Origin of the sequence: Allokutzneria sp. A3M-2-11 16 (assembly GCF_024213555.1) — a bacterium.
Lineage (GTDB): Bacteria > Actinomycetota > Actinomycetes > Mycobacteriales > Pseudonocardiaceae > Allokutzneria.
The window spans coordinates 63264-90158 of sequence record NZ_JANAVO010000009.1; the positions used below are offsets into that span (position 1 = coordinate 63264).

The 26895-nt window shown below is 71.5% G+C and carries 24 protein-coding genes; 11 read left to right on the forward strand and 13 right to left on the reverse strand.

The window, feature by feature from the left end; translation table 11 throughout:
• The first annotated feature begins 19 nt into the window (after positions 1 to 19).
• Both NLX83_RS31360 and NLX83_RS31365 read left to right on the forward strand, forming a co-directional pair.
• Complete coding sequence (locus NLX83_RS31360) at positions 20 to 1183, forward strand: ABC transporter substrate-binding protein (RefSeq protein ID WP_254238836.1); 1164 nt, start codon at positions 20 to 22, stop codon at positions 1181 to 1183.
• On the forward strand, positions 1180 to 2499 hold the full coding sequence (locus tag NLX83_RS31365) for an FAD-binding oxidoreductase (RefSeq protein ID WP_254238837.1): 1320 nt from the start codon (positions 1180 to 1182) through the stop codon (positions 2497 to 2499). Before NLX83_RS31360 ends, NLX83_RS31365 begins: the two co-directional genes overlap by 4 nt.
• A gap of 28 nt (positions 2500 to 2527) precedes the next feature.
• Here NLX83_RS31365 and NLX83_RS31370 read toward each other — a convergent pair whose 3' ends face one another.
• Together NLX83_RS31370 and NLX83_RS31375 are read right to left on the reverse strand one after the other, a co-directional pair.
• Positions 2528 to 3172: a GGDEF domain-containing protein gene (locus NLX83_RS31370; protein ID WP_254238838.1), complete on the reverse strand. Its 645-nt coding sequence runs from the start codon at positions 3170 to 3172 to the stop codon at positions 2528 to 2530.
• 247 nt (positions 3173 to 3419) lie between these two features.
• Complete coding sequence (locus NLX83_RS31375) at positions 3420 to 4115, reverse strand: TioE family transcriptional regulator (RefSeq protein ID WP_254238839.1); 696 nt, start codon at positions 4113 to 4115, stop codon at positions 3420 to 3422.
• 81 nt (positions 4116 to 4196) lie between these two features.
• On the opposite strand from NLX83_RS31375, the gene NLX83_RS31380 reads away from it, so the two are divergent.
• Positions 4197 to 5282 carry an erythromycin esterase family protein gene (locus NLX83_RS31380; RefSeq protein WP_254238840.1) on the forward strand — a complete coding sequence of 362 codons (1086 nt, stop codon included), beginning with the start codon at positions 4197 to 4199 and terminating at the stop codon, positions 5280 to 5282.
• Positions 5283 to 5288: 6 nt separating this feature from the next.
• Here the strand turns inward: NLX83_RS31380 and NLX83_RS31385 are convergent, their stop codons facing one another.
• Positions 5289 to 5750: a MarR family winged helix-turn-helix transcriptional regulator gene (locus NLX83_RS31385; protein WP_254238841.1), complete on the reverse strand. Its 462-nt coding sequence runs from the start codon at positions 5748 to 5750 to the stop codon at positions 5289 to 5291.
• A gap of 84 nt (positions 5751 to 5834) precedes the next feature.
• Between NLX83_RS31385 and NLX83_RS31390 the strand changes: the two genes are divergently transcribed.
• Positions 5835 to 6872: a cytochrome P450 gene (locus tag NLX83_RS31390; protein WP_254238842.1), complete on the forward strand. Its 1038-nt coding sequence runs from the start codon at positions 5835 to 5837 to the stop codon at positions 6870 to 6872.
• Between the two features lie 247 nt (positions 6873 to 7119).
• On the opposite strand, the gene NLX83_RS31395 is transcribed toward NLX83_RS31390, so the two are convergent.
• The gene (locus tag NLX83_RS31395; RefSeq protein WP_254238843.1) at positions 7120 to 7941 is read right to left on the reverse strand and encodes an FHA domain-containing protein; all 822 of its coding nucleotides are present in this window, start codon (positions 7939 to 7941) and stop codon (positions 7120 to 7122) included.
• On the reverse strand, positions 7938 to 9689 hold the full coding sequence (locus tag NLX83_RS31400) for a serine/threonine-protein kinase (RefSeq protein ID WP_254238844.1): 1752 nt from the start codon (positions 9687 to 9689) through the stop codon (positions 7938 to 7940). Before NLX83_RS31400 ends, NLX83_RS31395 begins: the two co-directional genes overlap by 4 nt.
• An 83-nt stretch (positions 9690 to 9772) precedes the next feature.
• On the opposite strand from NLX83_RS31400, the gene NLX83_RS31405 reads away from it, so the two are divergent.
• A complete protein-coding gene (locus tag NLX83_RS31405) occupies positions 9773 to 10783 on the forward strand; it encodes a hypothetical protein (RefSeq protein ID WP_254238845.1) in 1011 nt (336 codons plus the stop codon).
• 65 nt (positions 10784 to 10848) lie between these two features.
• Here NLX83_RS31405 and NLX83_RS31410 read toward each other — a convergent pair whose 3' ends face one another.
• Positions 10849 to 11751 (reverse strand): phosphotransferase family protein, encoded by a 903-nt coding sequence (locus NLX83_RS31410; protein ID WP_254238846.1) that lies wholly within the window; start codon positions 11749 to 11751, stop codon positions 10849 to 10851.
• Positions 11752 to 11875: 124 nt separating this feature from the next.
• Between NLX83_RS31410 and NLX83_RS31415 the strand changes: the two genes are divergently transcribed.
• Positions 11876 to 12406, forward strand: coding sequence for an EF-hand domain-containing protein (locus NLX83_RS31415; RefSeq protein WP_254238847.1), 531 nt, complete (start codon positions 11876 to 11878; stop codon positions 12404 to 12406).
• A 151-nt stretch (positions 12407 to 12557) separates the two neighbouring features.
• Here NLX83_RS31415 and NLX83_RS31420 read toward each other — a convergent pair whose 3' ends face one another.
• Complete coding sequence (locus tag NLX83_RS31420) at positions 12558 to 13352, reverse strand: TetR/AcrR family transcriptional regulator C-terminal domain-containing protein (RefSeq protein ID WP_254238848.1); 795 nt, start codon at positions 13350 to 13352, stop codon at positions 12558 to 12560.
• Positions 13353 to 13424: 72 nt separating this feature from the next.
• Here NLX83_RS31420 and NLX83_RS31425 point away from each other — a divergent pair, with 72 nt between their 5' ends.
• Positions 13425 to 15689 carry an ATP-binding cassette domain-containing protein gene (locus NLX83_RS31425; RefSeq protein WP_254238978.1) on the forward strand — a complete coding sequence of 755 codons (2265 nt, stop codon included), beginning with the start codon at positions 13425 to 13427 and terminating at the stop codon, positions 15687 to 15689.
• Positions 15690 to 15732: 43 nt separating this feature from the next.
• Positions 15733 to 18450, forward strand: coding sequence for an AfsR/SARP family transcriptional regulator (locus NLX83_RS31430; RefSeq protein ID WP_254238849.1), 2718 nt, complete (start codon positions 15733 to 15735; stop codon positions 18448 to 18450).
• Positions 18451 to 18596: 146 nt separating this feature from the next.
• Here the strand turns inward: NLX83_RS31430 and NLX83_RS31435 are convergent, their stop codons facing one another.
• Both NLX83_RS31435 and NLX83_RS31440 read right to left on the reverse strand, forming a co-directional pair.
• On the reverse strand, positions 18597 to 19532 hold the full coding sequence (locus NLX83_RS31435; RefSeq protein ID WP_254238850.1) for a LuxR C-terminal-related transcriptional regulator: 936 nt from the start codon (positions 19530 to 19532) through the stop codon (positions 18597 to 18599).
• Between the two features lie 38 nt (positions 19533 to 19570).
• Entirely contained in the window at positions 19571 to 19999 is a 429-nt protein-coding gene (locus tag NLX83_RS31440; protein ID WP_254238851.1) for a PGPGW domain-containing protein, read from the reverse strand.
• 340 nt (positions 20000 to 20339) lie between these two features.
• Here NLX83_RS31440 and NLX83_RS31445 point away from each other — a divergent pair, with 340 nt between their 5' ends.
• Positions 20340 to 21281 (forward strand): hypothetical protein, encoded by a 942-nt coding sequence (locus NLX83_RS31445; protein WP_254238852.1) that lies wholly within the window; start codon positions 20340 to 20342, stop codon positions 21279 to 21281.
• Here the strand turns inward: NLX83_RS31445 and NLX83_RS31450 are convergent, their stop codons facing one another.
• Positions 21282 to 21881: a TetR/AcrR family transcriptional regulator gene (locus tag NLX83_RS31450; protein ID WP_254238853.1), complete on the reverse strand. Its 600-nt coding sequence runs from the start codon at positions 21879 to 21881 to the stop codon at positions 21282 to 21284.
• Positions 21882 to 21946: 65 nt separating this feature from the next.
• Between NLX83_RS31450 and NLX83_RS31455 the strand changes: the two genes are divergently transcribed.
• Together NLX83_RS31455 and NLX83_RS31460 are read left to right on the forward strand one after the other, a co-directional pair.
• Entirely contained in the window at positions 21947 to 22888 is a 942-nt protein-coding gene (locus NLX83_RS31455; RefSeq protein WP_254238854.1) for a beta-ketoacyl-ACP synthase III, read from the forward strand.
• Positions 22885 to 23517 (forward strand): lysophospholipid acyltransferase family protein, encoded by a 633-nt coding sequence (locus NLX83_RS31460; protein WP_254238855.1) that lies wholly within the window; start codon positions 22885 to 22887, stop codon positions 23515 to 23517. Before NLX83_RS31455 ends, NLX83_RS31460 begins: the two co-directional genes overlap by 4 nt.
• Before the next feature lie 10 nt (positions 23518 to 23527).
• Here NLX83_RS31460 and NLX83_RS42095 read toward each other — a convergent pair whose 3' ends face one another.
• The 3 genes from NLX83_RS42095 to NLX83_RS31475 all read right to left on the reverse strand — a co-directional run bounded on the left by NLX83_RS42095 (position 23528) and on the right by NLX83_RS31475 (position 26818).
• Complete coding sequence (locus NLX83_RS42095; RefSeq protein ID WP_254238856.1) at positions 23528 to 24520, reverse strand: ArsR/SmtB family transcription factor; 993 nt, start codon at positions 24518 to 24520, stop codon at positions 23528 to 23530.
• Entirely contained in the window at positions 24517 to 25794 is a 1278-nt protein-coding gene (locus NLX83_RS31470) for a serine hydrolase domain-containing protein (protein WP_254238857.1), read from the reverse strand. The genes NLX83_RS42095 and NLX83_RS31470 overlap by 4 nt, the downstream gene beginning before the upstream one ends.
• Before the next feature lie 424 nt (positions 25795 to 26218).
• A complete protein-coding gene (locus NLX83_RS31475) occupies positions 26219 to 26818 on the reverse strand; it encodes a TetR/AcrR family transcriptional regulator (RefSeq protein WP_254238858.1) in 600 nt (199 codons plus the stop codon).
• Positions 26819 to 26895 lie beyond the last annotated feature (77 nt).

A 26895-nucleotide genomic window follows, 5' to 3' on the forward strand; every position in this document is an offset into this window, starting at 1 on the left:
CGCGAACGTGAGGAGTCGGATGTACAGGGGCACAACGCTGAGGCTGGCAGCGGGCGGGTTCGTGGCCGCGCTGGCGCTCTCGGCCTGCGGCGGCACGCCGGACAAAGCGCCCGCGCAGCTGTCCTCGGCAACGGGCGACCAGGTGCTCAAGGGCGTCTGCCCGGAGACCGTCGTGCTCCAGACCGACTGGATCCCCGAGGCCGAGCACGGCGCGAGCTACCAGCTGCTGGGCCCGAACCCGACCGTCGACGCCGACCGCAAGCGGGTGACCGGGCGCCTGGTCACCGGCGGCGCCGACACCGGGGTGAAGCTGGAGATCCGCGCGGGCGGTCCGGCGATCGGCTTCCAGACCGCGACCTCGCTGATGTACCAGGACCCGGCGATCACCCTCGGGCAGATCAACACCGACGAGGCCGTGATGCTGTCCGGGACCCAGCCGACGACCGCGGTGGTGGCCCCGCTGGACATCGGCCCGCACATGATCATGTGGGACCCGCGGAAGCACCCCACCTGGAACACCATCGCCGACATCGGGCGCTCCGACGCCAAGGTGCTCTACTACTCCTCGGCGACGCTGATGGACTACCTGACAGGCTCGGGCATCCTCAAGCCGAGCCAGGTCGACGGCAGCTACGACGGTTCCCCCGCCGCGTTCGTCGCGGCGGGCGGCGCGGTCGCCCAGCAGGGCTTCGCCACGATGGAGCCCTTCCTCTACGAGAAGCAGCTCGCGCAGTGGCGCAAGCCGGTGAAGTTCCAGCTGCTGCACGAGGCGGGCTTCCCGCTCTACCCCGAGGCGCTGTCCATCCGCTCCAACCGCAAGGCCGAGCTGGCGCCCTGCCTGAAGAAGCTGGTGCCGATGATCCAGCGGGCGCAGGTCGACTACCTGCGCGCGCCGGAGCCGGTGAACAAGCTCATCGTCGAACTGGACCGCAAGTACCGCGTCGGCGTCTCCTACACCGCCGAGCAGGCGGCGTTCAGCACCGAGCAGCAGCAGAAGCTGAAGATCGTCGGCAACGGGCCCAACGCCACCCTCGGCGACTTCCAGGCCGACCGGGTCAAGCGGATCATCGACGTGGTCTCGCCGATCGCGGCCGCTCAGCGCAAGCCCATGCGGCAGAACCTGACCGTCGAGGACATCGCGACCAACGAGTTCATCGACCCGGCCATCGGCCTGACCCCGTGAGCGCGGCCGTGACCGATCTCGCGGCGCTCATCGGGGACCTGGAGGACCTCTTAGGCCCGGAGGCGGTGTCGGTGGACCCGACCGCGCGCCGCGTCGCCTCCACCGACTGGGCGCACATGTCCCCGATCCTGTCCGCCAAGCTGCCCGCGGGGCTCGCCGACGTGGTGGCCTACCCGGGCACCCCCGAGCAGATCGCGGGCACCGTGCGGCTGGCGCACCGGCACCGCGTCCCGGTGACCCCGCGCGGCCAGGGCACCGGCAACTACGGGCAGGGCATCCCGCTGCGCGACGGGCTGGTGGTCGACACCAGCCGCTGCGCGCGCGTCCTGGACATCGGCCCCGGCTGGATCCGGGCCGAGGCCGGGGTGTCGCTGGCCGCGATCGAGGCGGCGGCGCGGCGCGAGGGCCAGGAGATCGCGATCATGCCGTCCACCGTGGGCAGCGCCATCGCGGGGTTCATCGCGGGCGGCTCCGGCGGGACCGGCTCGATCGAGAACGGGTTCACCTGGGACGAGTACGTGCACAGCATGGACATCGCCCCGTGCACCGACGAGGGTTCGCTGATCACTGTCGACAGTGGACAGTGCGCCCCGCACATCCACGCCTACGGGGTGACCGGCGTGATCGCGACCGCGACGGTGACCCTGGTGCCGAAGCGGGACTGGATCGGGCTCTTCGCCTCCTTCGCCGAGGAGGAGGCCGCTCTCGCCGCGGCCCACGAGCTGCTGCGGCTCGACCCGGCGCCGCGCATCCTCTCCGTGGACGAGCCCGGGGTGCTGGAGACCTACCCGAAGGACAAGGCCATCCCGGCGGGGCGGTTCAGCGTCCGCGCCGTCATCGACCGGTCGAGCACCACGTCGGCGAGCCGGACCGTGACCTGCCACGGCGGCACCGTCGAGGCGGTGCGGGACAAGGGCGCGGCGTACCTGGCTTCCTTGTCCTTCAACCACGTCACGCACCGCGCCCGCAAAGCCCGTCCGGAGCTGTGCCACCTCCAGGTGCACGGCGAGGCGCTCACCACGCGCCCGGACGAAGTGCGCGCCGTGCTGCCGGAAACCCTGCTGCACCTTGATGGTTTCCGCGTCGACCGCACCGCCGGTGTGGACGGCCGTGGGCTCGTGGGCATGCTGCTGTGCCGTTTCGACGGCGCGGACGCGCTCTACGCGGGCATCGAGGGCCTGAACGCGGTCGGTGTCGAGGTGCACGACCCGCACACGTGGTTGCTGCACAACGACAATCTCAACGAGATCCGCGAGGCGGCCCAGCGCTTCGACCCCGAGGGCCTGCTCAACCCGGGGAAGCTGCCGCCGAGCTGAGGCAGAGAGTCCGGATCGCCGACCGGGGCTAGTCGGCGATCCGGACCTGGTCCCGCCCCTGCCGCTTGGCGGCCAGCAGCGCCGAGTCGGCGCGCAGCAGCAGGTCCCGCAGGTCGCCCTCGTGCTCGCCGGTGGTGGCGAGGCCGATCGAGGCGCTGTGCCGTCCGATGGCGGTTCCGTTGACCCCCAAGGGGATCAGCACGCTCAGCCCGCGCACGGCGGCACCGACGCGCTCGGCGACCGCCACCGCCTCGTGGAGCGAGGTGTCGGGCATCAGCACCGCGAACTCGTCGCCGCCGAGCCTGCTCACCACATCGCCCGCGCGCGTGCTCTCCACCAGCACCTTGCCCATCGCGGTCAGCACCGCGTCCCCGGCCAGGTGCCCGTGCAAGTCGTTGACCTGCTTGAAGTGGTCGAAGTCGATCACCAGCAGCGCCGCGCCCCTGCCGCGCTCGGCGGAACCGGCCAGCGCGCGCGGCGCCTGCTCGTCCCAGCCCCAGCGGTCCAGCAGCCCGGTCAGCTTGTCGGTCGCCCAGAACCCCACCGGCTGCCCGCACGCGTGGCAGCGCGGCTTGGCGTGGGTTGTCCCGTTGCCGTTCCGGCTCGCCCCGGTCACGCCGAGTTCATCGCCACAAACGGTGGTCGCTCCCACGTTCTGCTGCTGCCGGTGCATGTGATCCAGGTTCGCCTCCTGAAGGACCGGGGAATACCCCCCGCTTCCGCACCCCCTTTACCCCGCTCCCCTCGGCGCTGACCTGCCCTTTCACCCCGGCCAGCGCTCGCTTTACCCCGCCTTCCCCCACCCCGTCCTCCCATCCGGAACCCGCGGGTAGCGGAGAACGGACGGAAATCGCCGGGTAACTGACCGTAGTCGATTTGCGTTCTGCAACTCTCACACGGCGACCGCGGCGTCAGGGCGGTCAGCGGCCGGTGAGGTTGAGGTACTGGTCGAGCCGGGTCGCCGCGGTGAGCATCGCGAGCCCGCGAGCGGTCAGTTTTCCTTGCCATTCCCGCAAAGCGCGGGTCAGCGCCTCGGTGCCTCCGGCCGACCGGATCTGTTGGACCACAGTGGACACACGGTCCAGCGGATAGCCCCCGCGCCTGAGGAGGTGGGCGAGCTCGGCGTCGCGGACGTCGTCGGCGCGGAAGACGCGGTACCCGGTGGCGGGATCGCGCGCGGGGGTGAGGATGCCGACGTCCTCCCAGTTGCGCACCGTCGCCGGGGTCACGCCGAGCCGGTGCGCGAGTTCGCCGATGGTTCGGACACCGGAGCGACTGGGGGAGACCTCGGCCACCTCCGAGACGGCTTTCCGCACGGCGGCAAGGGTTTCGCGGTCGCGGAGCAGCTGTCCGTGACCGCGGTCGATGATCGTCAGTGCCTGGTCGATCTCGTCGGAGTGGACGGCGTTCATGATCTGCCCGCTCGCCGAGTGGCCGTAGGCCGGGACCAGCGCGAGGAAAGCGCGCAGCGCCGCCGCGTGCACCTCGGTGTAGACGCGGTAGCCGCTCGGGGTTCGCGCGGCGGCCGGGATGAAGCCGTCGCGCTCGTAGTTGCGGACCGCCTGGGTCGAGATGTGGTGCTCACGCGCGAGGTCGGTCGGCCGTAGGGTTATCACTGGTTTGAGACTTTACCTCAGCACAGCGAGAGTCATCCAATGAAAGTCTTCCTCGAACTTTCAACGATACGCTTGAGCCTCATGAGTCAGGACATCAGCGCCTTCGTGCCCGCGTCGTGTGAGCTGCTGGGCTTGGGCGAGCCCACCCACCAGGAACCAGCGTTCGCGCGGCTGCGCAACGAGCTCTTCCCGCGGCTGGTCGAGCACGGCTTCCGGTCGTTCGCCATGGAGACCGACCGGGTGGCCGCGCTCGCCGTGAACGACTTCGTCCGGGAGGGCGCGGGAACGCTCGACTCGGTGATGCGCGAGGGCTTCTCCCACGACTTCGGCGAGCTGGACGGCAACAGGCGCCTGGTCGCCTGGATGCGCGAGTACAACGAGAACCGGCCTGTGGAGGAACGCCTGTCGTTCCACGGCTTCGATGCTCCGATGGAGACCATGAGCGCGCCCAGCCCGCGCTGCTACCTCGAACACGCCCGCGATCACCTGAAGCTCGACCTGGACTTCGCGGGCCTGTTCGGCGAGGACGAACGGTGGAGCCGCACGGAAGCGGTCATGGACCCGGCCATGTCGGTCGGCGCCACCGCGGAGGCCGGGAAACTGCGGGTGATCGCCGACGACATGCTCATCACGCTCTACGCGCGCGCACCGGAGATGGCGCGCGACGAGTGGATCAAGGTCAAGACGCACCTCTCCGCCGGACTCGACCTGCTGCGCTACCACAAGCAGTGCGCGCGGCGACTGGACCGGGCCGAGCGGTACCCACTCCTGGCGGCCACGCGGGACGCGCTCATGGCGCAGAACCTCCTTGACATCCGAAGCATCGAGGCCGGACGCGGCCCGACGCTGGTCTTCTCGCACAACCTCCACCTCAAGCGGAGCCTGGGGACCTGGCTCTCGGCGGGCGCCATCGTGGATTCCTTGCTGGGCAAGCGATACAGCGTGATCGTCGGCAGCCTGGGCAGCAGCGGGACCATCGAACTCCCGGAGCCGGAGGCGGGCACCTACGAAAGCCTTCTGCAGAGCCGATTTCCCACCTGGGGTCTGACGACGGAGGTCGCTTCAGGACGCAAGCGCGCCGCCATCGACCCGATGAAGGGCTACTTCCCGATCGACCAGGCGCTCCTCGACGGCGCTGACGCGGTGCTGCACATCAACACCGCCTGACCGGGTTCAGCGCGAGTAGAAACCGGACTCCAGCAACGAGTTCATCTCCCCGCGCAACTCCCCCAGGAACTCCTCGAACCGCTTGAGCTCGGCCGGGGAGAAGCGCCCGGCCGCCGCGGCGAACCGCTCACTGAACGGCCCGAAGAACTCCCGCGCGGGTGCCTCGATGGTCTTCGCGCTCCGCACCGTCACCTTGCGCCGATCGGTCTCCTCGCGCGTGCGCACGACGTGCCCGAGCTTTTCCAGGCGGTTCAACAGGTTCGCCGTGGCGCCCGTGGTCAGCGACAGGCGCTGGCTGAGCGCGGTCGGCGACAGCGGCGCGCCCTTGTCCTCGGCGTAGAGGATCTCCACGAGGGCCGCCGCGTCGGTGGCGTGCAGGCCGAGCCAGGCGGCGAACCGGTTGGTGAGCTCGGTGTAGATCGCACCGAACGTCCGCAGCCCGTCCAGGATCCCCTCGGCCTCGTCCATGCCCGTCTCCCCGTCGTTGACATCGCGCCCGAAGGGGAAGTAGCTTCATGGTGAAGCTACTTCATCGCGAAGACAGGAGTCTACATGTACTCCGGGCCGGACCCGTTCGCCGTCATCCCCCGCGGCCTCACCGAACCCGACCCCGCCCGCGCCGCCCTCCGCGCCGCCGGACCGATCGTCGAGGTCGCGGCGCCCGAGGGCGGATCGGTGTGGATCGTGACCGAGGAGGAGCTGGCCAGGACCGTCTTCACCCACCCCGACCTCGCCAAGGACACCGCCCTCGCCCCGCCCGGCTGGATCGGGCTGGAGCCGACCGCGGCCGAGCAGCCCGCGCTGACCACGACCGACGGCCCGGAGCACACGGCGCTGCGGCGCGCGCACGCCCCGCTGATCAACGCCCGGCACGTCCGCGAGCACTCCGACCGCGTGCACGAGATCGCCCGCGACCTGCTCGGCCGCTGCGAAGGCGTCGTGGACCTGATGGCGGGCTTCACGGTCCGCTACCCGCTCACCGTGGTGCTGGACCTGCTCGGCATCCCGCTCGACCACGTCGACGAGGCCGCCGACGCGTGCCTCGCGATACTCGACCCGCGACAGCAGGGCGCGGCACTCTGCAGGCTCGTCGAGATCGCCAGGACCAGCCGCGTCGCGCCCCCGGACGACGAGTACTACCACCTGTTCTCGCTGATCTTCGCCGGTCAGATCACCACCGACACGGCACTGGGCTTCCTGATCGCCCGGGTCCTCGGCGACCCCACCGAGGACCCGGTGCGCGAGACCCTGCGGGAGCACCCGCCTGCGCCGTTCTCGCTGTGGCGCTTCGCCACCGCCGAGGTGGAGCTGGCCGGGACCCGGCTGCCCGTCGGAGCTCCGGTGCTGGTGGACATCCAGGGCGTGAACGCCCGGCCCGGACCGGAGCTCACGTTCGGCGCCGGGCCGCACTTCTGCATCGGGGCGCAGCTCGCCCAGCTCGAACTGCGGGCGGTGCTCTCGGTGCTGCGGACCGACTTCCCGCACGCGCGGCTCGCCGTCCCGTACTCCGAGCTGCGCCAGGTCGGCCTCGGCGGCATCCAAGGCAGCCGGTTGACCGCCCTACCGGTCGACTTCGGGAAGGCCGCCTAACCCTTGTCCCGCAAACCCGCCCGCACTCCGCCCACCAAGTAAACTCAGCCCATGCACCCCACCCGCCCGCACACCCCAACCCCCGCGGGCGCCGTCTAGAGAACCCCGTTTCGTACTCATAACGGGAAAAAGAGCGCTCCAAAAACCCGTTTTGAGTACGAAACGGGATTTTGGGCTGCCCAGCTGATGTTTCGGGGGAGGGGTGTGCGGGGTGTCGCGGTCGTGGGTGATCGCTTGCGTACGTGGGTTAGAAGTCGTCGCCGTCGAGCACGGCCAGGTCCGGCGGCACGAGCGTGGTGGACAGCATCAACTCGCGCAGCAGGTTGTCGTTGAGCGAGTTGCCGACCGGCTCGCCGACCTCCTCGCGGGTGAGGCCGGGCACGCCGCCCCTGGACAGGCGGGTGCGGACGGCGACGACCAGGTGCTCGACGCGCTTGGCGGTCCAGCCGTCGTCCGGTTTCAGCTCCGCGAGCTGGTCGGCGGCCTGCCGCCAGGCCAGCGGCTGCGGGCGCGCCTCGTGCAGCAGGTAGCGCTGCCCCAGCACGACCAGGGCCAGTCGCTCGGCCTGGCTCAACCGCCAGGTCTTAGGCGGCTGGGTGACGTCGCGGTGCCGGGACACCGGGCGCTGCCCGTCCGCCCCGACCACGTAGATCTCCAGCAGGTGCTCGCGGCCGCTGGACCCTCGGACGAACAGCGGGGTGTAGCCCTCGCCGAGCGGGATCGGCTCCTCGCCCCGGAACAGCATCCGGGAACCGGGCAGCCGGATCGGCAGCTTGCCGGTGGTGACCACCTGCCACAGCTTTCCGCCGTACACCAGTTCCCCGTGCACCCGGCTGACCTTGGTGTCGTCCCCGCCGACGCAGACGTGCACATCCTCGCGGTTGCGGCCGAAGAGGACCTTGCGCTCGTCCTTCGGCCGCACCGAGACGCCGCCGAGCGTGGCCAGGGCGTAGAGCGTGCCCGGCGGTGCCGCGGAGGACACGCCGAAGGCGAGGCTGTCGTGCGCGGAGGACAGTTTGCGGACGTCGTCGTCCTTGTCCGGTTCCACTTCTGCGGGTACCTCCGTCATCGTCTCGCCGCGAGGACCGGCACGAGCGCCTTGGCCAGGTCGGCCGCGACACCGCAGTGCCGCTCGGCGGTCTCGCCTCCCCCGCCCACGGCGATCACCACGGTCTCGGCCTTCGTCTTTCCGGTTGGCAGGGAGTAGGTGTGGTCGACGACGCGCACGTCGCAGCCCGCGTCGTCGCCCGTGCCGCCCGGCTCGGTGTAGGTGGCGAAGCCGCCGACCAAGGCGAACCGGCCGTCACGCTGCTCGTTGAACGAGTTGTTGCCCCGGTCGAAGTACAGCTCCACGCCCATGTTCCTGGTCCTGCTCCGCCAGGTGCAGTCCCAGTTCCCGAAACCGGCCTTGCGCACCGCCGGGTCCACGCCGGGGACCCGCGCGAGCGCGTCCCCCGGCAGCAGCAGGCAGGCGTCCAGGCGCGCCAGCGACCGGGCCGGGAAGGGCGCGTTCCGGCGCGGCAGCGGGGCCTGTCCGGCGAGGGTGGCCACGTGGCGGGCGGCCTCGTCGGCCATGACGCAGAGATCGGGCGGCACGCGGCCGTCTCCGTCGTGGTCGGCTTCCACGACGACACCGACGTTGTCCGGCAGCACCACCGTCCGGTCACAGACCTTGCTCTCGTTGCGCCCCTGGACCACGGTGATCGGCCCGATCTGCTCCGCGGGACCGGGCGGTGCGCCCAGCAGCGGCTTGAGCTCCACCGACAGGTCGACGTAGCTGTTCCCCTCGCCGCGGACGAGCACGTCGCAGCGGGGGAACCCGGAGTACGCCACGTCCAGGTCGGCTGTGCCGAACCGCCGGATCGCGTCGAGGTCGAACAGCGCGCACGGGTCGGCGGTGGTCTGGTCACCCGCACCGAGCGCGGGCGCCTTGGACCAGAGGACCGGCACGGTCACCGCCGCCGCGAGCACGACGATCGCGATCAGCGCCCAGCGCTTCCACGCGGCGGGCCCGGTGCGGCGCTCGTCGACGACGTCCTGGAGCAGGCGGCGCGCGGTCCTGGCGTCGGGCCGGGCCGCCGGATCACGCCGCATCAGCTCCACGAGCACGGGCGAGAGCGGCCCGGCGTTGTCCGCGAGCGGGATCGGGGCCGTGGCCACCCGGCGCAGCAGCGCGAGCGGGTTCTCCGCGTCCCCGAAGGGCGGGCGGCCCTCCACCGCGGTGAACAGGGTCGCGCCCAGGGAGAAGACGTCGGAGGCGGCCGTGGGCTCCTCGCCGTTGGCGACCTCGGGGGCGAGGAAGGCGGGCGTGCCGCCGACGAGGCCGGTGTGTGTCCAGGTCGTCTCGGTGCCGAGCGCCCGGGAGATGCCGAAGTCGGTCAGCTTGGCCACGTCGTCGGCGGCGACGAGGACGTTGCTGGGTTTGACGTCGCGGTGCACCACGCCCTTGGCGTGCACCGCGGCCAGCGCGTCCGCGATCTGCACGCCGAGCCGCGCGACCCGGGCCGGGGGCATCGCGCCCTCGGCGTGGACCAGGGTGCCGAGGCTGCTCGACGGCACGTACTCCATGACGAGCCACCACTCGTCGCCGTCCTGGACCTCGCCGAGGAAGGTGACGATGCTGGGGTGGTCGAGCTGGGCCGCGATCGCCGCCTCGCGGCGCAGCAGGCGGCGGGTCCGGTCCTCGGTGGTCGCCTGCTTCAGCGCGACCTCGCGGCCCTCCTGCTCGTCGGTGGCGCGCCAGACCATGCCCATGCCGCCCGCGCCGATCGGCTCGTCGAGCCGGTACCGGCCGGCAATGAGCGTCCCCGAACGCACCGGTGTCTCCCCCATCACGCGCTGTGCCAGGCACCGTACTGCATCTCGGGAGCCCTCCCGGCGCTCGTCTCTACCTTGCCGTCATGACCACCTGGAGCCGCCCGGCGGCCCTGCTCGCGGCGTCGCTGGTAGCGACAGCCCTGGCCGTTCCGGCGATCGCCGCGCCCGTGGACCCAACCACGGACATCACCGTTGGCACACCGCAGGAACTCGCCAAAGCCCTGGCAAACGCCAAACCCGGCGCCACGATCACGCTCGCTCCCGGCGCCTACGAGGGCGAGTTCGTGATCACCGCCGCCGGTAGCGCGGCCGCGCCGATCACGCTCACCGGACCGAGGGAAGCCGTGCTGTCCAACGGGGGCGGCTACGGGTTGCACCTCAACGGCGCGGCGCACTGGAGGCTCAACGGTTTCTCGGTGCGGCGCTCGGCGAAGGGCGTCGTGCTGGACCGCTCGCACCACGTCGTGCTCGACGGCCTCCATCTGTCCACAGTGGACGAAGAGGCGGTGCACTTCCGGACCTCCAGCTCCGACAACGTGATCCGGCGCTCGACGATCCGGGACACCGGCCGCGGGAAACCGCAGTTCGGTGAGGGGATCTACTTCGGCTCGGCCAAGAGCAACTGGAAGAAGTTCGGTGAGAACGGCGGCAAGGGGCCCGACCGCAGCGACCGCAACCAGGCGCTGGAGAACACCATCGGCCCCGGTGTCACCGCCGAGCACGTGGACGTCAAGGAGGGCACTGCGGGCGGGGTCATCCGCGGGAACTCCTTCGACGGGCACGGGATCAGCGGTCAGAACTACGCCGACTCCTGGGTGGACGTGAAGGGCGACGGCTACCTGGTCGAGGGCAACCGCGGCACCTTCGACGGCTCGGGCGCGCTGGTGGACGGCTACCAGACGCACACCGTCGTCGACGGGACCGGCTGCGGCACCGTCTTCCGCGCCAACGACTCCGATCTCGGCGGGGCCAAGGGGTGGGCCATCAACGTGACCAACCAGAACAAGTGCGCGAAACCCGCCGTCGTGCACTCCGACAACAAGGTCCGCAACGCCGGTCGCGGCCTCACCAACATCGAGGTCGGCGCGCCCTGATGCCGCTGGGGCTGGGCGGTTTCCGGGGGTCCGCCCAGCCCCGGCTCCCAGGTCAGGACGCCTGATCAGCCCAGGGCGGCCAGCGCGCGGTCCAGCGCTTCGCCGGTCTGCGCCGCGGCCGCGCGCTTCCTCGGCACGGCCTCCACGAGCATGATCGCGTAGAGGTAGACCTGGTACAGCGCGATGCGGGCGCGGGTGGTGTCGTCGAAGACCAGCACTCCCCCGGCCTGGCGGTAGCCGGTCAGGAACGCCTCGTCCTGTTCGATGTCGCCGAACAGCGCCAGCGAGGCCATGTCCGCCAGCGGGTCGCCCCAGAACGAGCGCTCGCCGTCGATCAGCGCACTGATGTGCAGGGTCCCCCGGGGCGCGTCGAGCATGATGTTGCCCGGCCACAGGTCGAAGTGCACCAGCGCGGGGGTGACCACGTCGTCGAGCAGCGGTGCCGCGGCCGTGACCCGGGACCGGATCTCCGGCAGCTGCACGCCGAAACGCGCCGCGTCGGCCAGCACCGCGTCGACCATCCCGAGGAACGCCTCCCGCCAGGTGCTCGCCAGCCCGCGCTGCGAGTAGCCGAACCGCCGCCCGGTCAGCCGGTGCAGGTCGGCGACCACCCGGCCGAGCTCGGCGCGCAGCCGGGCCTGGTCCGCCTCGGCCAGCTCCGCGCGCAGGCTGTGCCAGGTCTGGCCGGGGACCTCCTCCATGAGCAGGTAGCCCTCGTCGCCGCGGATCACCCTGGGCACCGGGACGCCGCCGGTCTCGGCGACGCGGAGGAACAGCTCCTCGGTGGCCAGCAGGGCGATCTCGTAGTCCAGCCGCGGCTGGTTCGGGGACGGCTCGACCTTGAGCACCTGCCGCGCCCCGTCGACCATCTCCAACCGGTAGAGCGTGTTGTAGAAGCCGTCGGTCAGCTGTTCCTGGAAGGCCACGTCGGCGGGGGCGATGCCCGCCAGGGCCAGCGGCGCCGTCATGGCGGCCAGCCTAGACGAGATGCCCGACCACCGAGCGTGACCGGCGATGCCACCCGTCCGGCCAGTTGCCTGTGCCACGGCGCGGGCGCACCCTCGACAGCTCCGGCAGCAGAGAGGATCACGCATGGCCAGCGACCTGCAACGACGCAAGATCGCCCGGGTGTTCTCCGCCATGGACGCCGACTCCGACGGACTCCTCACCGAAGCGGACTTCCGCGCGCTCACCGACCGCTGGACCGCGCTGCGCGGCGCCGAGCCCGGCAGCGACGCGCACGCGCTGCTCACCGCAGTGATGATGGGCTGGTGGGCGACGCTGCTCGCGGCGGCCGACCCGGAGGGCGAGACCGTGACGCTGGCGGACGTGCTGGCCGTCGCCGTGCGGCTGTCGTCGATGCGCGAGGCCGTGGCGGGTACCGCGAACGCGATGTTCGACGCCGTGGACCGGGACGGCGACGGCGAGGTCTCCGCCGCCGAGTACGGCGAGATGATCACGGGCTGGACCGGCTCGCACGCGGACACCTCGGAGATCTTCGCGCTGCTGGACTCCGACGGGGACGGACGGCTCTCCCGCGCGGAGTTCGCCGATCTGTGGTTCGAGTTCTGGGCGGGCGACGACAACGACGCGCGGGGCAACCTCGTCTTCGGCCGCTACTGATCACTCCGCCTCGGGTTGGGGCGTCTTCAAGTACCCCGGACCCCCTCCCCACCGGTCTTTAACCGCCCCCAACCCCGCAGAGGGTTGGGGGCGGTTTTCGGTGATCGTTTGGGGGGTTCGTAGGACTTGAAGACGCCCCGACTACGGCGGATCAGGCGATTCGGGCTCGGCGGACCGCGACCTCGATGCCGTCGAGCACGGTGGCCAGCCCTGATCGGAAGGTCTCGCGCGCCTCCTGTTCGAGGTACGGCACGGTCTCGTCCTCCAGCTGGAAGGCCCGCTCGGACTCCATCTTCGTCAGCGCCGGGTAGCGCTCGCCGAAGTCCGGCGCGAGCTCCTGGAGCAGGGCCGACCGGGTCAGCCACCACTCGTCGTCGGAGACGCCGGTCTCGGCCTGCGCCGCGCGGGCCTCCGCGACCAGCCGCACCGCGCCGCGGACGTAGGTGGTCAGCGTGCCGATGAGGCGCCGCACCTCCTTCGCGGGCAGTTCCAGGCGGGCGAGGATCACCGCGAGCGTCTCCACGGACTGGAACTCGTTGGGGCCCAGCACCGAACGCGCCTGGGACACCTGGAGCAGCCACGGGTGCCGGAGGTGGAAGTCCCAGGTGTCCCACGCCCACGCGGTCACCGCGGCGCGCCACTCCCGGTGGCCGGAGTAGTCGGTCGGCAGCTCGCCGAGCGTGCGGTCGTACATGAGGTCGACCAGCTCGTTCTTGTTCGCCACGTAGGTGTAGAGCGCCATGGCGGTGCGACCGAGGCGCTCGCCGACCGCGCGCATCGACAGGCCCGGCATGCCGTCAGCGTCGGCGATCGCGATCCCCGCCTCGACGATCATCTCGACCGAAAGCGCTGGTCGCGGGCCTGGGCGCGAGTGGTCCCCGGCGCCGGAGCGCCACAGCAGCCCCATCGAGCGGCGGGCGTCGCCCTGCGCCGCGTACACCACCATTTGCAAACTCCTTACACCATAAAGTAGCCTCAGTTTACACCCTAAGGAAATCTCTGCCGAGAGGAGCCTGTCCTGCGCACGGCAGCCGACAGCCACGACGTCATCCAGGTTCGCGGGGCCAGGGAGAACAACCTGGCCGATGTGTCGCTCGACATCCCCAAGCGCCGGCTCACCGTCTTCACCGGCGTATCCGGCTCGGGCAAGTCCTCGCTGGTCTTCGGCACGATCGCGGCCGAGTCGCGGCGCCTGATCAACGAAACCTACACCGCGTTCATCCAGTCCTTCATGCCCAGCGCGGGCAGGCCGGACGTGGACGCGCTGCACAACCTGAGCGCGGCGATCGTGGTGGACCAGGAGCGGATGGGCGCCAACTCCCGCTCGACCGTGGGCACCGCGACCGACGCGTACACGTTGCTGCGCATCGCTTTCAGCCGCCTCGGCACGCCGGGCGTCGGCGGCGCGCACGCCTTCAGCTTCAACAACCCCGAGGGCATGTGCCCGGAGTGCGAGGGCCTCGGCCGGGTCTCCACCATCGACGTGGACCAGCTCGTCGACCGCGAACTGTCGCTGCGCGAGGGCGCGATCACCGTGCCCGGCTTCACCGTCGACAACTGGTACGTGCAGACCTACTTCCAGTCGGGCCTGCTCGATCCGGACAAGAAGCTCAAGGACTACTCGCCGACGGAGTGGGACGACTTCCTGCACCGGACCTCGCACAAGGTCAAGCTCGGCAACACCAACGTCACCTACGAGGGACTGGCCGCGAAGGTGCAGCGGCTGTTCCTGTCGAAGGACCGCGAGGCGATGCAGCCGCACATCCGGTCCTTCGTGGACCGCGCGGTCGCCTTCGCCACCTGCGGTTCCTGCGATGGCGCCCGGCTCAACCCGGCGGCGCTGTCGTCGCTGATCGACGGCCGGAACATCGCCGAGTGCGCGTCGATGCAGATCAGCGACCTCGCGGAGTTCGTGAGCAAGATCGACGGCGCCGGTCCGTTGGTCGAGAACCTGCGGCACACGCTCGATTCGCTGGTGGAGATCGGCCTCGGCTACCTCAGCCTGGACCGCGAGTCGGGCACGCTCTCCGGCGGCGAGGCGCAGCGGGTGAAGATGGTGCGGCACCTGGGCTCCAGCCTCTCCGACGTCACCTACGTCTTCGACGAGCCCACGGTCGGCCTGCACCCGCACGACATCCAGCGGATGAACAACCTGCTGCTGTTGTTGCGGGACAAGGGAAACACCGTGCTCGTGGTGGAGCACAAGCCGGAGGTCGTCGAGATCGCCGACCACGTGGTGGACCTCGGCCCCGGCGCGGGGATCAACGGCGGGCACATCTGCTACACCGGCGACGTGGCGGGGCTGCGCGCCTCGGGCACGCTCACCGGGCGGCACCTCGACCACCGCGCGCGCCTGCGCGACCAGGTGCGCGCGCCGCGCGGACAGCTGTCGATCACCGGGGCCTCGCTGCACAACCTGAAGGACGTCAGCGTGGACATCCCGCTCGGCGTGCTGACCGTGGTGACCGGTGTCGCGGGCTCCGGCAAGAGCTCGCTGATCCACGGCTCGCTGTCCGGCCGCGACGACGTGGTGGTGGTCGACCAGTCGGCGATCCGCGGGTCGCGGCGCAGCAACCCGGCCACCTACACCGGGCTGCTCGACCCGATCCGGGCCGCCTTCGCCAAGGCCAACGGGGTGAAGGCGGCGTTGTTCAGCGCCAACTCCGAGGGCGCCTGCCAGAACTGCAAGGGCATCGGGCTGGTCTACACCGACCTGGCGATGATGGCCGGGGTGGCCACGGTCTGCGAGAAGTGCGAGGGCAAGCGGTTCACCCCCGAGGTGCTCACGCACAAGCTGCATGGCAAGGACATCAGCGAGGTCCTTGCCATGCGGGTCGCCGAGGCCAGGGAGTTCTTCACCACCAGGGCCCCGAGGGCGATCCTGGACCGGCTCAACGACGTCGGGCTGGGCTACCTCGGCCTCGGCCAGCCGCTGACCACGCTCTCCGGCGGTGAGCGGCAGCGGCTGAAGCTGGCGATCCGGATGGCGGAGAAGGCCGCCACCTACGTCCTCGACGAGCCCACCACCGGCCTGCACCTGGCCGACGTGGACCAGCTGCTCGGGCTGCTGGACCAACTGGTCGACGACGACAACACGGTGGTGGTGATCGAGCACCACCAGGCCGTGATGGCGCACGCCGACTGGATCATCGACCTCGGGCCGGGCGCGGGCCAGGACGGCGGCCGGGTGGTGTTCACCGGCACCCCGGCCGAACTGGTCGCGGACGGGAGCACCCTCACCGCGACGCACCTGCGCCGCTACACGGGCGGGTCAGGTTCCTGATAGGTGGCTTGAAATGCTCCGGTAAAGCCGTTATCCAGGCGATGTGACCCTGGAATTGGGGATACTCGGCGATCTCCACGTGCGCGCCGACGGGGAGCCGGTCGACACCGGCTCCCCCCGGCAGCGCTGCGTGCTGGCCGCGCTGCTGGTGGACGCCAACCGGGTCATCCCCCAGGACCAGCTGGTCACGCGCGTCTGGGGGGCCGGTCCGCCCGCCGGGGTGCGCTCGACGCTGCACACCTACGTCTCCCGGTTGCGCGGGGTGCTCGCGCCCACCGGTGAGGCCACCCTGACCCGCCAGCCCGGCGGCTACACGCTGAGCACCGACCTGGCCAACATCGACCTGCACGAGTTCCGCGCCCGCGCGGCGAAAGCCCGCAGGAAGGCCGATCCGGCGGGCCGCGCCGTGCTGCTGCGGCACGCGCTGGAGCTGTGGCGGGGCGACGCGCTCGCCGGCTTCGACACGGAGTGGGCGGACGCGGTGCGGGTGACGCTGCACAAGGAGCGGCTGGCCGCGCAGGTGGAGCGGATCGACGCGCTGCTGGAGTGCGGGCGGCACGCGGAGCTGATCGCCGAGCTGACCGAGCTGACCGTGGAACACCCGCTCGACGAGCGCCTGTGCGAGCAGCTGATGCTGGCGCTCTACCGCAACGACCGCCGCGCGGACGCGCTCCAGGAGTACGAGCGGATCCACCGCGGTCTCGCCGTGCAGCTGGGCACCGATCCCGGTTCGCGGCTGCGCGAGCTGCACGCCCGGATCCTCGCCTCCGCCCCCGAGCTCGCCGCCCACTCCCCCGGCGCGGTGCCGAGGGCGGCGGTCCCGCACCAGCTCCCGTCCGCGCCGGGCACGTTCACCGGGCGCCGCGCCGAACTGACCACATTGGACAGAGGCACGCTGACGGTGATCAGCGGTGCGGGCGGGACCGGCAAGACCTCGCTGGCGCTGCACTGGGCGCACCTGGACCCGAACCGGTTCCCCGACGGCCAGCTCTACGTGGACCTGCGGGGTTTCGACCCCGACCACGAGCCGGTCCGGCCGGACGTGGCGCTGCGCGGGTTCCTCGACGCGCTCGGCGTCCCGCCCGACACGCTGCCGGAGGAGTTCACCGACCGCGTCGCGCTCTACCGGGACCTGCTCGCCGACCGGAACGCGTTGGTGGTGCTGGACAACGCGCACAACGTCGAGCAGATCGACCGGCTGCTGCCCGGGGACGGCGAGTGCACCGTCGTGGTGACCAGCCGCGACCGGATGAGCGGGCTGCCCGGCGCACGGTTGCTCACCCTCGACGCCCTCGACCCCGGCGACGCCAGGGAGCTGCTGGCCTCGCGGCTGGGCGAGGACCGGCTGGCCGCCGAGCCCGAGGCGGCCGACGAGCTGATCGCGCTCTGCGCCGGGCTGCCGCTGGCGCTGGGCGTCGTCGCCGCGCGGGTGGCCACCTCCCCGTGGCTCGGCCTCGCGGAGCTGGCCAGGAGCCTGCGCAAGGACCGGTCCCGGCTGGACGGGCTGCGGATCGGCGACAGCCGGGTGGACCTGCGCGCGGTGTTCTCCTGGTCGCTGCGCGGGCTCTCCGCCGCGGCGACCGAACTGTTCGGGCTGCTCGGCCTCGTCCCTGGCCGGGAGATCGGCAGGAGCGCCGTCGCCGCGCTCACCGGCTCGGACACGGCGGCGCTCGACGAGCTGGAGAACGCCAACCTGGTCACCAGGTCCACTTCGGACAGATACCGGATGCACGATCTGATCCGCTTGTACGCCAAGGAGATCGTCACCGGTTCGCCCGAGGACGCGTTGCGTCGCTGGGTCGACTTCCACGCCCACTCCGCCTACGCGGTCGAGCGGACGCTGTTCCCGCGCCGGGCGCCGATCACGATGGAGCCGCCCGTGCCCGGTTGCGTCCCGGCCGCCTTCGACGACATCGAGTCGGCGATGGAGTGGATGGACACCGAGCACCAGAACGCCGCCGCCGCCCAAACCCTCGCGGCGGAGTTCTTGTGGCACAACAGGGTCTGGCAGATCGCCCGCGCGATGGACACCTACTTCTGGCGCCGCGGCCTGCAGTCCGAACGGATCGCGCTGTGGTCGGCGGGCCTGCGCTCGGCGGAGGCCGTCGGCGACGTGGACGCGCGGGTGCTGTGCCTGCGCTCGGCCTCCGACGCCTACGCCCGGATCGACGAGCACGACACCGCGCTGCGCCTCGTCGAGCAGGCACTGGAGCTCGCCGAGGAGCCGGAGGTGGTGGCGCACATCCACTACAGCCTGGTCTCGACGTGCGACCGGCACGGTGACCACGAGCGCGGGCTGGCCCACGCCGAGGCTGCTTTGCTTGTGTACCAAGGACTCGGCAAGCCCGCGCTGCACGCGCAGGGGCACATCGCGGTGGGCTGGTGCCTGATCAAGTTAGGTGGCAGGCACGAGGAGGCGCGGTGGCACTGCGAGGAGGCTCTGGCGCTCTACCGAGCGCACGGGGACCGCGGTGGCGAGGCGGGCGCGCTCGAAGGGCTCGGCATGCTCGCCTACGACGCCCACCGGTACGCGGAGGCGCTGACCTACTTCCAGCAGGCGCGGAACCTGTCGGTGCGGTTGGGGAACCTCTACGTGGAGGCCGATGTCCTGGAGCACATCGGCGAGACCTACACCGCGCTCGGTCGGCATCGCGAGGCCAAGGACGCGTGGGAGCGCGCTGTGGAGTCCTTCACCGCGCAGAACCGCGGCCGCGAGGCACAACGCGTCCTCTCCCTGCTGCACCACCCCGTCACCCTGTGAGTCTTCAAGTACCCCCAACCCCTTCTCCCACGACCAATAACCGCACCCAACCTCGACGGTGCCGGGGGGTTGGGGGCGGTTGAAGACGGGTGGGGCGGGGGTGCGCGGTACTTGAAGACGGGGGAACCCGGCTGGGAGGGGGCGGGTTAGCGGACCAGGTGGCGCTGGACGTCTTCGGCGACCTGGGCGCGGTCCATGGCGTACTTGCGCAGGATGTTCTTGAGGTGGGTCTTCACGGTGTTCGCGCTGATGCCGAGTTCCTGGGCCAGGCGCTGGTTGTTGAGGCCGTCCGCGACGAGCAGCGCGACCCGCTGTTCCGCCGGGGTGAGCGCGAGGAAGCGCTGTTCCGGGCCGTCGTCGGCGCGCAACGACATCTCCGCCAGCTCCGACTGGATCTCCGCGCACGAGGTGACGACCTGTTGCAGGTGTGCGGCCGCCAGGGTCATCTCACCGCCGACGAGCACGTCCTCCGCGGTGCGGCGCAGCGAGGCCACCCGCGACGCCAGGTACTCCACGACGGGATCGCGTGTCGACGACGACGCGAGGCCGGGGGTCTCGCCGGGGAGTAATCGCAGCGCTTCCAGGTCTTCCTGATGCCGCGCGAGCACCCGTGCGACGAGCCCGGCCAGCCACTCGAAGGCGTGCACGGCGTCGTCATCGAAGGCGTCGGGCACAGAGCAGTACATCGACAGCATGCCGAACAACCGGCGTCCGCCCGTGCGGTCCCGCCGGAACAGCGGCACGGTGACCACGTCGACGGCATCGCCCTCCGCGCGCAACGCGGCGCCGTTGTCGTAGGAGACCCGGTAGGTCTGCTTGTGCCGGACGACCCACGCCACCTGTCCGTTCGGCGGGTACGCGCGGGACACCGGGTCCTCGTGGCCGTAGACGAAGCGAATCCGGTTCGTCCCGTGCAGCAGGCCGACGTGGAACGCGTCCACGCGCGCGATCCGCTCCGCCACCGAGCGCACGTACTCGTAGAGGCCGTACCGGTCATAAGCGAACCGCGCTGTGATCGTGTGGTGGGCCTCGTGCAGCACGGCAGCGGTCTCCGAACTGACTCTCAGTGGCAACTGTGACACTGGGCCTCCCGTGCGATCGCGGAGCGCGATGGTCCAGCCTACGACCCCTGGCCCGCACCCGAGCGCCGACGCTGGCTCACCCGGTAGTAGCTGTACCCCAGCAGGCCGAAGAGGATGACGCCGGAGATGATCAGGCTCGACCCGGTGGCCCAGCCGGGCAGCGGCAGCCACGGGAACAACCGCAGGCCCCAGACCACGCCGAGGCCGATCAGCCCCAGCCCGGCCAGCACCGACCCGGCCACGTTCAGCGGCGAGGACACCGCCGCCTCCATGCCCTTCATCGCCCGGTCCCGCACCGGGTCCACGTACTTCTCCAGCGAGGGGAACTCGGCGGCCAGGGTGACCAGTCCGGCCAGCACCAGCAGCAGGCCCGGCCCCGGCAGCACCAGCAGGACGATGCCGACCAGCACCAGCGCCCCACCCAGCAACATGATCAACACGCGCTTCAGCTGCTTGCTCGCCGCCACCGGGTCCTCCTCGTGTCCTTGTTGCCGCACACGCTAGGCCAGCCGGGTGCCCGCGCGCACCGAACACGCCGCCGAGCACCGCCTTTCCCGTTTCGTACTCCTAGCGGGAAAGAGAGCGCTCCCAAATCCCGTTATGAGTACGAAACGGGATTGGTTTGGACCACTGGGGCCGATCGAGGGGGGTTCGGGCGGGAAGTGCGCACGGACGGAGTGTATCCGGGGGGCGGTGGGGCGGGCCTGGTGTCAGGGGGCCGGGTTGTCGGGGGCCGGGTTGTCGGGAGGCCGGTTGTCGGGGGTTTGTCAGGGCCGGGTTGTCAGGGGGTGGTGTCACCATCGCGGCATGGACAAGGCAAGGACGGCACCGATCATGACCAGCGCGGCTGTGTCGCGGCTGGTGAGCGCCTGGCTGGCGACCATTCCGTCGGAGCACACGCGGGCCCGCTACCGCCGCGACCTCGGCCGCCTCGCGGGCTGGCTGCTGGGCCACCGCGGCCGCGGCCTGCTCGCCACCCGCGCCGAGGACGTGATCGCGTACGCGCACACCCTGACCGGGCACCGCCACGACCTCGACCACCGCGCGCACCCGTTGCGGCGGCACAACACCATCGCCACCAAGGCGACCGCGTGGAGCTCCTTCTTCACCCACTGCGTGCGGACCGGGCTGCTCGAAGCCAACCCCGTCCAGCAGGCCCGCGCGCTCGATCCGGCGGCGGCCTACTCACCACACCCGCGCAATCCCGCCCAGGGCGCCGACGCCGACGCGTTGCGGGCGCTGGTCACCGAGGCGCACCGCGATCCGTGGCTCGGCGGCAGCCTCGGTGCCGCGCTGACCGGCCTGCTCGTGGTCACCCAGTGGCGGCCGGAGCGCATCACCACGCGCACGCTGGCCGATCTCTCGCGGCGCGGCATGCACGACGGTGAGCACTGGCTGCCGTTACCCGCGGCGGTGGTCGGCTATCTCGACGCGTGGCGCGCCGAGCGACCGGATGTCGTTGGGCCGCATGTGTTCTACGAGCGCTCGGGGTTGCGGCGGATCTCCGCGATCGACCTGATGCGGCTGGTGCTGCGCAGCGCGCAGCGGGCCGGGCTCGGCGACGCGCTCACCGCCACCCAGGCGGCCCGCGCCGCCGCGGAGCTCTCCGCGCGCGGAGAATCCGTGGAGCTGCCCTCGCTCGCGGAACTGCGCCGGTCGGCACCGGCCCCGGAACAGCTCGCGCTGCCGGACGACCCGCGCGAGCACGACCCCGTGCAGCCCGCGCTGCTCCCGTTGCCCGAGGGGTGATCAGCCACCGAGCAGGCGGGCGATCGCCCGGCGCGCCCGGTCCCCGGCCTTGTTGTCGCGGTCCAGCCGCAGCGAGTGGTTGAGGCTGAGCAGCACGCCGTACAGCTCGAACATCAGCTGGTCGGCGTCGGTGTCCGCGGGCAGTTCGCCGACACTCGTCGCGAGCCTGATCTGGATCATCAGGTCGCGTCGCCACACCGCGACCATCCCGGCGATGGCGTCACGCACGGGCCCCTCGCGGTCGTCGAACTCCGCGACCGCGGCGGTGAAGAAGCAGCCGCCGGGGAACACGCCGCGCTCCAGGTAGGACACCCACGCGGAGCAGAGGGCGCGCAGCCGGGGCAGGCCGGACTCGACGCCGGTGACCCGGCCGGGCACCTCCTGGCCGAAGATCCCGGCGGCGGTGTCGATCACCGCGAGCTGGAGGACCTCCTTCGAGCCGAAGTGGCCGAGCAGTCCGGACTTGCTCATGCCCAGATCGGCCGCGAGCCTGCCGATGGTCAGGCCCTCAAGGCCCTCGACCGAGGCCACCTCCACCCCCCGGTCGAGGATCACCGAGCGGGTGTGCCGGGCTTCGGTCGCCGATCTCCGCGGACTCACGCCGCTCACTCTAGCCACCTCCGCCACATTTAGCGTCCGACCGATCGGACGCTAAGCTGCCGCGCATGCCCGTTCCCCGCGTCACCGCGCTCGGCCACCACCAGCCGGACCGCGTCCTGACCAACGACGACCTGACCGTCCTCGTCGACACCACCGACGAGTGGATCCGCAAGCGCACCGGCATCGTGACCAGGCACATCGCCCGCGAGGAGTCGGTGACCGACCTCGCCGCGCGCGCCGCCGCGAAGGCGCTGGCCCAGTCCGGCCTCGCCCCGGGGGAGATCGGCATGGTGGTGGTCGCGACCTGCTCCGCAGTCGACCGCTGCCCGTCCATCGCCGCCCAGGTCGCCGGGCGGCTGGACGTCCCCGCCGCCGCCGTCTTCGACGTCAACAACGGCTGCGCGGGCTTCAGCACCGCGCTGGCCACGGCCGACCACGCGATCCGCGCGGGGGCCGCCCGCGCGGCGCTGGTCATCGGCGCGGAGAAGATGTCCGACATCACCGACTGGACCGACCGGTCGACGTGCGTGCTGCTCGGGGACGGCGCGGGCGCGGCGGTGATCACCGGCTCCGACGGCCCGGATGGCATCGGCCCGGTCGTCTGGGGCTCCGACCCGACGCGGGGGCACGCGGTGCGGATCGGCGGTGACTGGCGCCCGTTCTTCCGCCAGGAGGGGCGCGAGGTCTTCCGCTGGGCGACCACCGAGCTCGTCTCCGCGGCACGGCGGACGTGCGAGCGCGCCGGGGTCTCGCCCGCCGACCTCGGCGCCGTGGTCACCCACCAGGCGAACCTGCGGATCATCGACGCGCTCGTCGACAAGCTCGGCATCATCGACGCCGTCGTCGCGCGCGACGTCGTCGGCTCCGGCAACACCTCGGCCGCCTCGATCCCGCTCGCGCTGTCCAAGCTCGTGGAGTCGGGCGAGGTGCCCTCCGGTTCGCCCGTGCTGCTGTTCTCCTTCGGCGGCGGCCTGTCCTGGGCCGGTCAGGTGATGGTGTGCCCGTGAGGACGATCTCGCTCCTGTTCCGGCTGGTCTACCGCCCGCGCGTGCTCGGAACCGAGAACGTGCCGAGTACCGGCCCGCTCGTCATCGCCGCCAACCACCTGTCCTTTGTGGACAGTGTGGTGATCGCGCTGGTGGCGCCGCGCCGCGTGGTCTTCCTGGCGAAGGCCGAGTACTTCACCGGCAAGGGCCTGCGCGGGCGGCTGGTGCGCCGCCTGTTCCGCGCGCTCGGGGCGGTCCCGGTCGAGCGCGGCACCTACCACTCGGCGCGGGCGTCCCTGGAGACCTCGCGGCGGATCATCGCCGAAGGCAACGCTTTCGCCATCTACCCGGAGGGCACGCGCTCCCTCGACGGCAGGCTCTACCGGGGCCGCGCCGGGGTCGCCTGGCTGGCGCTGTCCACCGGCGCGCCCGTGGTCCCGGTGGGGCTCCGAGGCACCGAACGGCTCCAGCCGGTCGGCGCCCGCCTCCCCCGCCCGCACCGGGTGACCGTCCACTTCGGACAGCCGCTGGACTTCTCCGGCCGGGAGAACACCGCGCGCGAGCGGAGGAGGACCACCGACGAGGTCATGAGCGCGATCCGCGCCCTCACCGGCCAGGAACGCGTCACCGAGTACAACGCCGCCGCCTGATCGGAGGAAATCAGTCGCCCGTTGCCCGCGCCGACAATATCGGAGCACATTCGGCCATATCGAATGCCTTTCCACCCAACAATGCCGTGCCGAGTGCGGTGAGGGAATGCAGCACCGTGTTCCGGTAACGCAACGTATTGATCAGACCGGCCTGCCGCAGAACTCCCGTGTGCTGGCTGACCCTGGCATTGGAGATGCCCAGCCGCTGGGCCAGCTCGGTGGCGGTCCTGCTCTCCGTCAGCTCCTGGAGCACCAGGGAGCGGGTCCGCCCGACCAGCGCGCCGAGCGCCTCCTCCTCGCCGGTGTCCCCGCCCCACAGCGAGGCGGCCGCCGTGGCGTCTCGCACGGCGGGGAAGACCAGCATCGGCGAGCCCGACCCGCACTCGGAGCCCGCCAGCACGGCGACCCGGTCGTGCAGGAACACCGATGGCACCAACGCCAGGCCCTGGCCGTCCAGCCGGACCTCCTCGCAGCCCTCGGCCCTGGTCTCCAGCACTGGCGAGGACCAGCGCAGATGCGGGTGCAGCGTGCCCAGCAGCCGGTCGCTGCCCCCGGCCGCGGCGATCCGGCCGCGGGCGTCGCGCTCGGCGTCGAGGAACAGCCGCATGCGGTTCCAGTGCGGCTCCACCACGAGCCGGGCGAACGTCCGCACCACCGACGCGGCCTCGGCGGCGGACACCCCGCCGACCCGGGTCGGCGCTGTCCCCCCGCCAGACGGGTTGATCAGCCACAACAGGTCCGGGATCGGCCGGACGGCGTCGACCAGCGCGCACACCTGGCCCCAACGCGGGCCGAGCGCGGCGACCACCTTCTGGCCCCACGCGCCGAACCGGTCGCCACGCTTGGACCGGCTCAGCGCGTCCAGCGCGAAGACCGCCTCCGCGGTCGGCCCGAGCGTGGCCAGGATGCGCACCCTGGCGATGTCCTGGACACCGAAGCGGATCCGCTGCGGCTCCGTCGACGAAGCGGCCGACGCTGCCGACGCTGCGGCCGGGGCGCTCACGCTCCCACCGACATCCGGTGCGGGGCGGTCGCCACCCGCCGGGCGAGCCTGCCGCTGATCTGCACGGACTCCACCTGACCGCGCGCGTCGCGGAGGAAGCGCCCGTAGTTCGTGCCGCGCTCGGCGTCGAGGTGGCGCACGGTGAAGACCCCGTCGGCGTGCAGCAGCAGGGTGACCGCGAACCCGGTGCCGTCCTCGACGAGCAGGTCGCCGGTGTGCACCTCGCGGACCCGGAACCGGGTGGCGCCGTTGACGTAGTCGCCGGTGTAAGGCGTCGGATCGGGGGTGAGCCCGTCGCATGGTGGCGGTTGCTCGTCCTCCCGCACGGCGAAGCCCTGTCCGGCCAGCTCGGTGAGCAGGTCGGCCCACAGCGCCGTACCGCTGCTGCCGTTGGTGGTGAGCGCGATCGCGTCGCCGGTCAGCGGGTCGTAGCGGACCGAGCAGGTGGAACCCGCCAGCGTCCCGTCGTGTCCGGCCAGGCGTCCCCGCGGCCCGTCGTAGAGCGCGCAGCCCAGGCCCCACGCGCTTGCCAGGCCGAACGGGACCGGTTCGACGGGCTCGCGGAGCAGCTCGCAGACCTCCGGCTCCAGCACCTCCGCCGGTCCGGCGCCCGCCTGCGACCGCGCCAGCGCGATCAGGTCGGCGGCCGTCCCGGCCAGCCCGGCCGCGGGCGCCAAGCTCGCCGCGAGCTGGGGCCGCGCCGGGGTGGCCCGGCCGGAGCAGACCAGGTGCGGCACGGCCAGCCGAGGGTCGTCCAGCCGGGTCAGGCCGAGCCCGAGCGGTTCGGCGAGGAACGCCCGCACGGCCTCCCACCAGCTCAGCCCCGTCGCCATCTCGATCAGCCTGCCGACCAGGACGTAGCCGGTGCTGGAGTAGGAGAAGACCGACCCGGGCACCGCGAGGCACTCGGCGTCGCCGATGGCCTCCACGTAGCGGCGCAGCGACTCGTCGCGGGGGTCCAGCGGTTCGTGGTCGGCGACCAGCCCGCTCACGTGCCCGAGGAGGTGGCGCAGCGTGATGCGGCGAAGACCGCCCATCGGGCTGCCGGTCAGGTCCGGCAGGTAACCCGCGACGGGCAGGTCCAGCAGCAGATCGCCGTCGCCGACCAGCTGCATCGCGACTGTGGCGGTCACCGTCTTGGTCACCGCTCCGAAGGCGAACGGGGTGTCCTCGTGCACGCCCGCTCCCGCGGTCGCGTGCAGGGTGGCACCGTCGCGGTGCACCGCGAGCTGGGCACCGGGAACGCCGTGCACGGCGGCCAGCGCCCGGAGCATTTCGGAAAGGTAAATCGGTTCCATGGAATCGCCCCCATTCCGGCGGCTGACGCCCGCCTTTTCCTTGCGCGGCAAACTGCTTGCACGGGACTTTGATTAGCGGAAACCTGGTGCCTGCTCGCGCGTCGCCGGTCAGAGTGCACCGAAGAAATGTCGACCGGCAGCGTCCGAACGGAGTAATCCCCGCGGTGGACAATGACACAAGCGATAAACAAGCGACTTATGGTCAATGGTTTCTGGGAATGCGCCTGAGAAATTCGAAGCCGCATTGACCCCTCGGGCCGGGGCGGGCGTGGTCCGCCACGTGCGCGCTCGTGGTTCGACGTGGCGGGTGCGGCCGGTGCCGATCACTGCGTTCGAGTGAGTTCCCGCAAGGGATCTGATCCCCGGTTGACACCCCCGGACCGGCGGCCCGGGCAAAGAATCAAATGCCGATTCCGCCGCGATCGGCGGCCAGCCCGCGCAGTATCCGCTCGGTCGTCCGCCTGCACAGCGCCCGGAACTCCGCCTCGGACATGCCCATCCGGCCGCCGAGGTAGAGCTGCACCAGGCCCTGGGAGTGGGAGGTGACGGTGACGGTGACCTCCAGCGGGTCGTCCTCGCGCAGCAGGCCCTCCGCCATGGCCCGGCGCACCAGCTCCAGCAGCGGAGTGAACGTCGGCGAGGCCCCGGAGGCGAAGTCGTCCGGGAACCGCCGCGCCCCTTCCCTGCGGTCGGTGAGCAGGAAGGTGTAGAGGTTCGGCATGCCCAGCGCGAAGTCCAGGAAGTCGTCGAGCAGCCCGAACATCCGCGACAGCAGGTCGGTGTGCGGGCGCTGCCCCCAGCCCCGCGCGACCTCGGCGATGGCGGCGTCGGCGACCGCGCGCAGCAACGCCTCCCGGTTCGGGTAGTGCCGGTAGGTGGCCATCGGCGTGATCCCCGCGGCCGCGGCGACGCGACGCATGGTCACCGCTTCGGCGCCCTCGTCCACGAGGATCGCGCGGGCGGCGTTCTCGATCCGGCGCACCGTGGGCAGCTCACTCACGCGTACACCGTAGACCGGCCGCGCCCCGGTGACGCGGTCCACCCCGCCCGCCGCTTGACCTCCACGGCGAGGGGGAA

Coding starts and splice junctions, on each gene's coding strand:
- NLX83_RS31395 (WP_254238843.1), bottom strand. CDS start 7,941: ATGACGGAGGTACCCGCAGAAGTGGAACCGGACAAGGACGACGACGTC.
- NLX83_RS31390 (WP_254238842.1), top strand. CDS start 5,835: ATGTACTCCGGGCCGGACCCGTTCGCCGTCATCCCCCGCGGCCTCACC.
- NLX83_RS31455 (WP_254238854.1), top strand. CDS start 21,947: ATGCCCGTTCCCCGCGTCACCGCGCTCGGCCACCACCAGCCGGACCGC.
- NLX83_RS31380 (WP_254238840.1), top strand. CDS start 4,197: ATGAGTCAGGACATCAGCGCCTTCGTGCCCGCGTCGTGTGAGCTGCTG.
- NLX83_RS31385 (WP_254238841.1), bottom strand. CDS start 5,750: ATGGACGAGGCCGAGGGGATCCTGGACGGGCTGCGGACGTTCGGTGCG.
- NLX83_RS31470 (WP_254238857.1), bottom strand. CDS start 25,794: ATGCTCCGGGCGCTGGCCGCCGTGCACGGCGTTCCCGGTGCCCAGCTC.
- NLX83_RS31445 (WP_254238852.1), top strand. CDS start 20,340: ATGGACAAGGCAAGGACGGCACCGATCATGACCAGCGCGGCTGTGTCG.
- NLX83_RS31415 (WP_254238847.1), top strand. CDS start 11,876: ATGGCCAGCGACCTGCAACGACGCAAGATCGCCCGGGTGTTCTCCGCC.
- NLX83_RS31405 (WP_254238845.1), top strand. CDS start 9,773: ATGACCACCTGGAGCCGCCCGGCGGCCCTGCTCGCGGCGTCGCTGGTA.
- NLX83_RS31420 (WP_254238848.1), bottom strand. CDS start 13,352: ATGGTGGTGTACGCGGCGCAGGGCGACGCCCGCCGCTCGATGGGGCTG.
- NLX83_RS31370 (WP_254238838.1), bottom strand. CDS start 3,172: ATGCACCGGCAGCAGCAGAACGTGGGAGCGACCACCGTTTGTGGCGAT.
- NLX83_RS31360 (WP_254238836.1), top strand. CDS start 20: ATGTACAGGGGCACAACGCTGAGGCTGGCAGCGGGCGGGTTCGTGGCC.
- NLX83_RS31410 (WP_254238846.1), bottom strand. CDS start 11,751: ATGACGGCGCCGCTGGCCCTGGCGGGCATCGCCCCCGCCGACGTGGCC.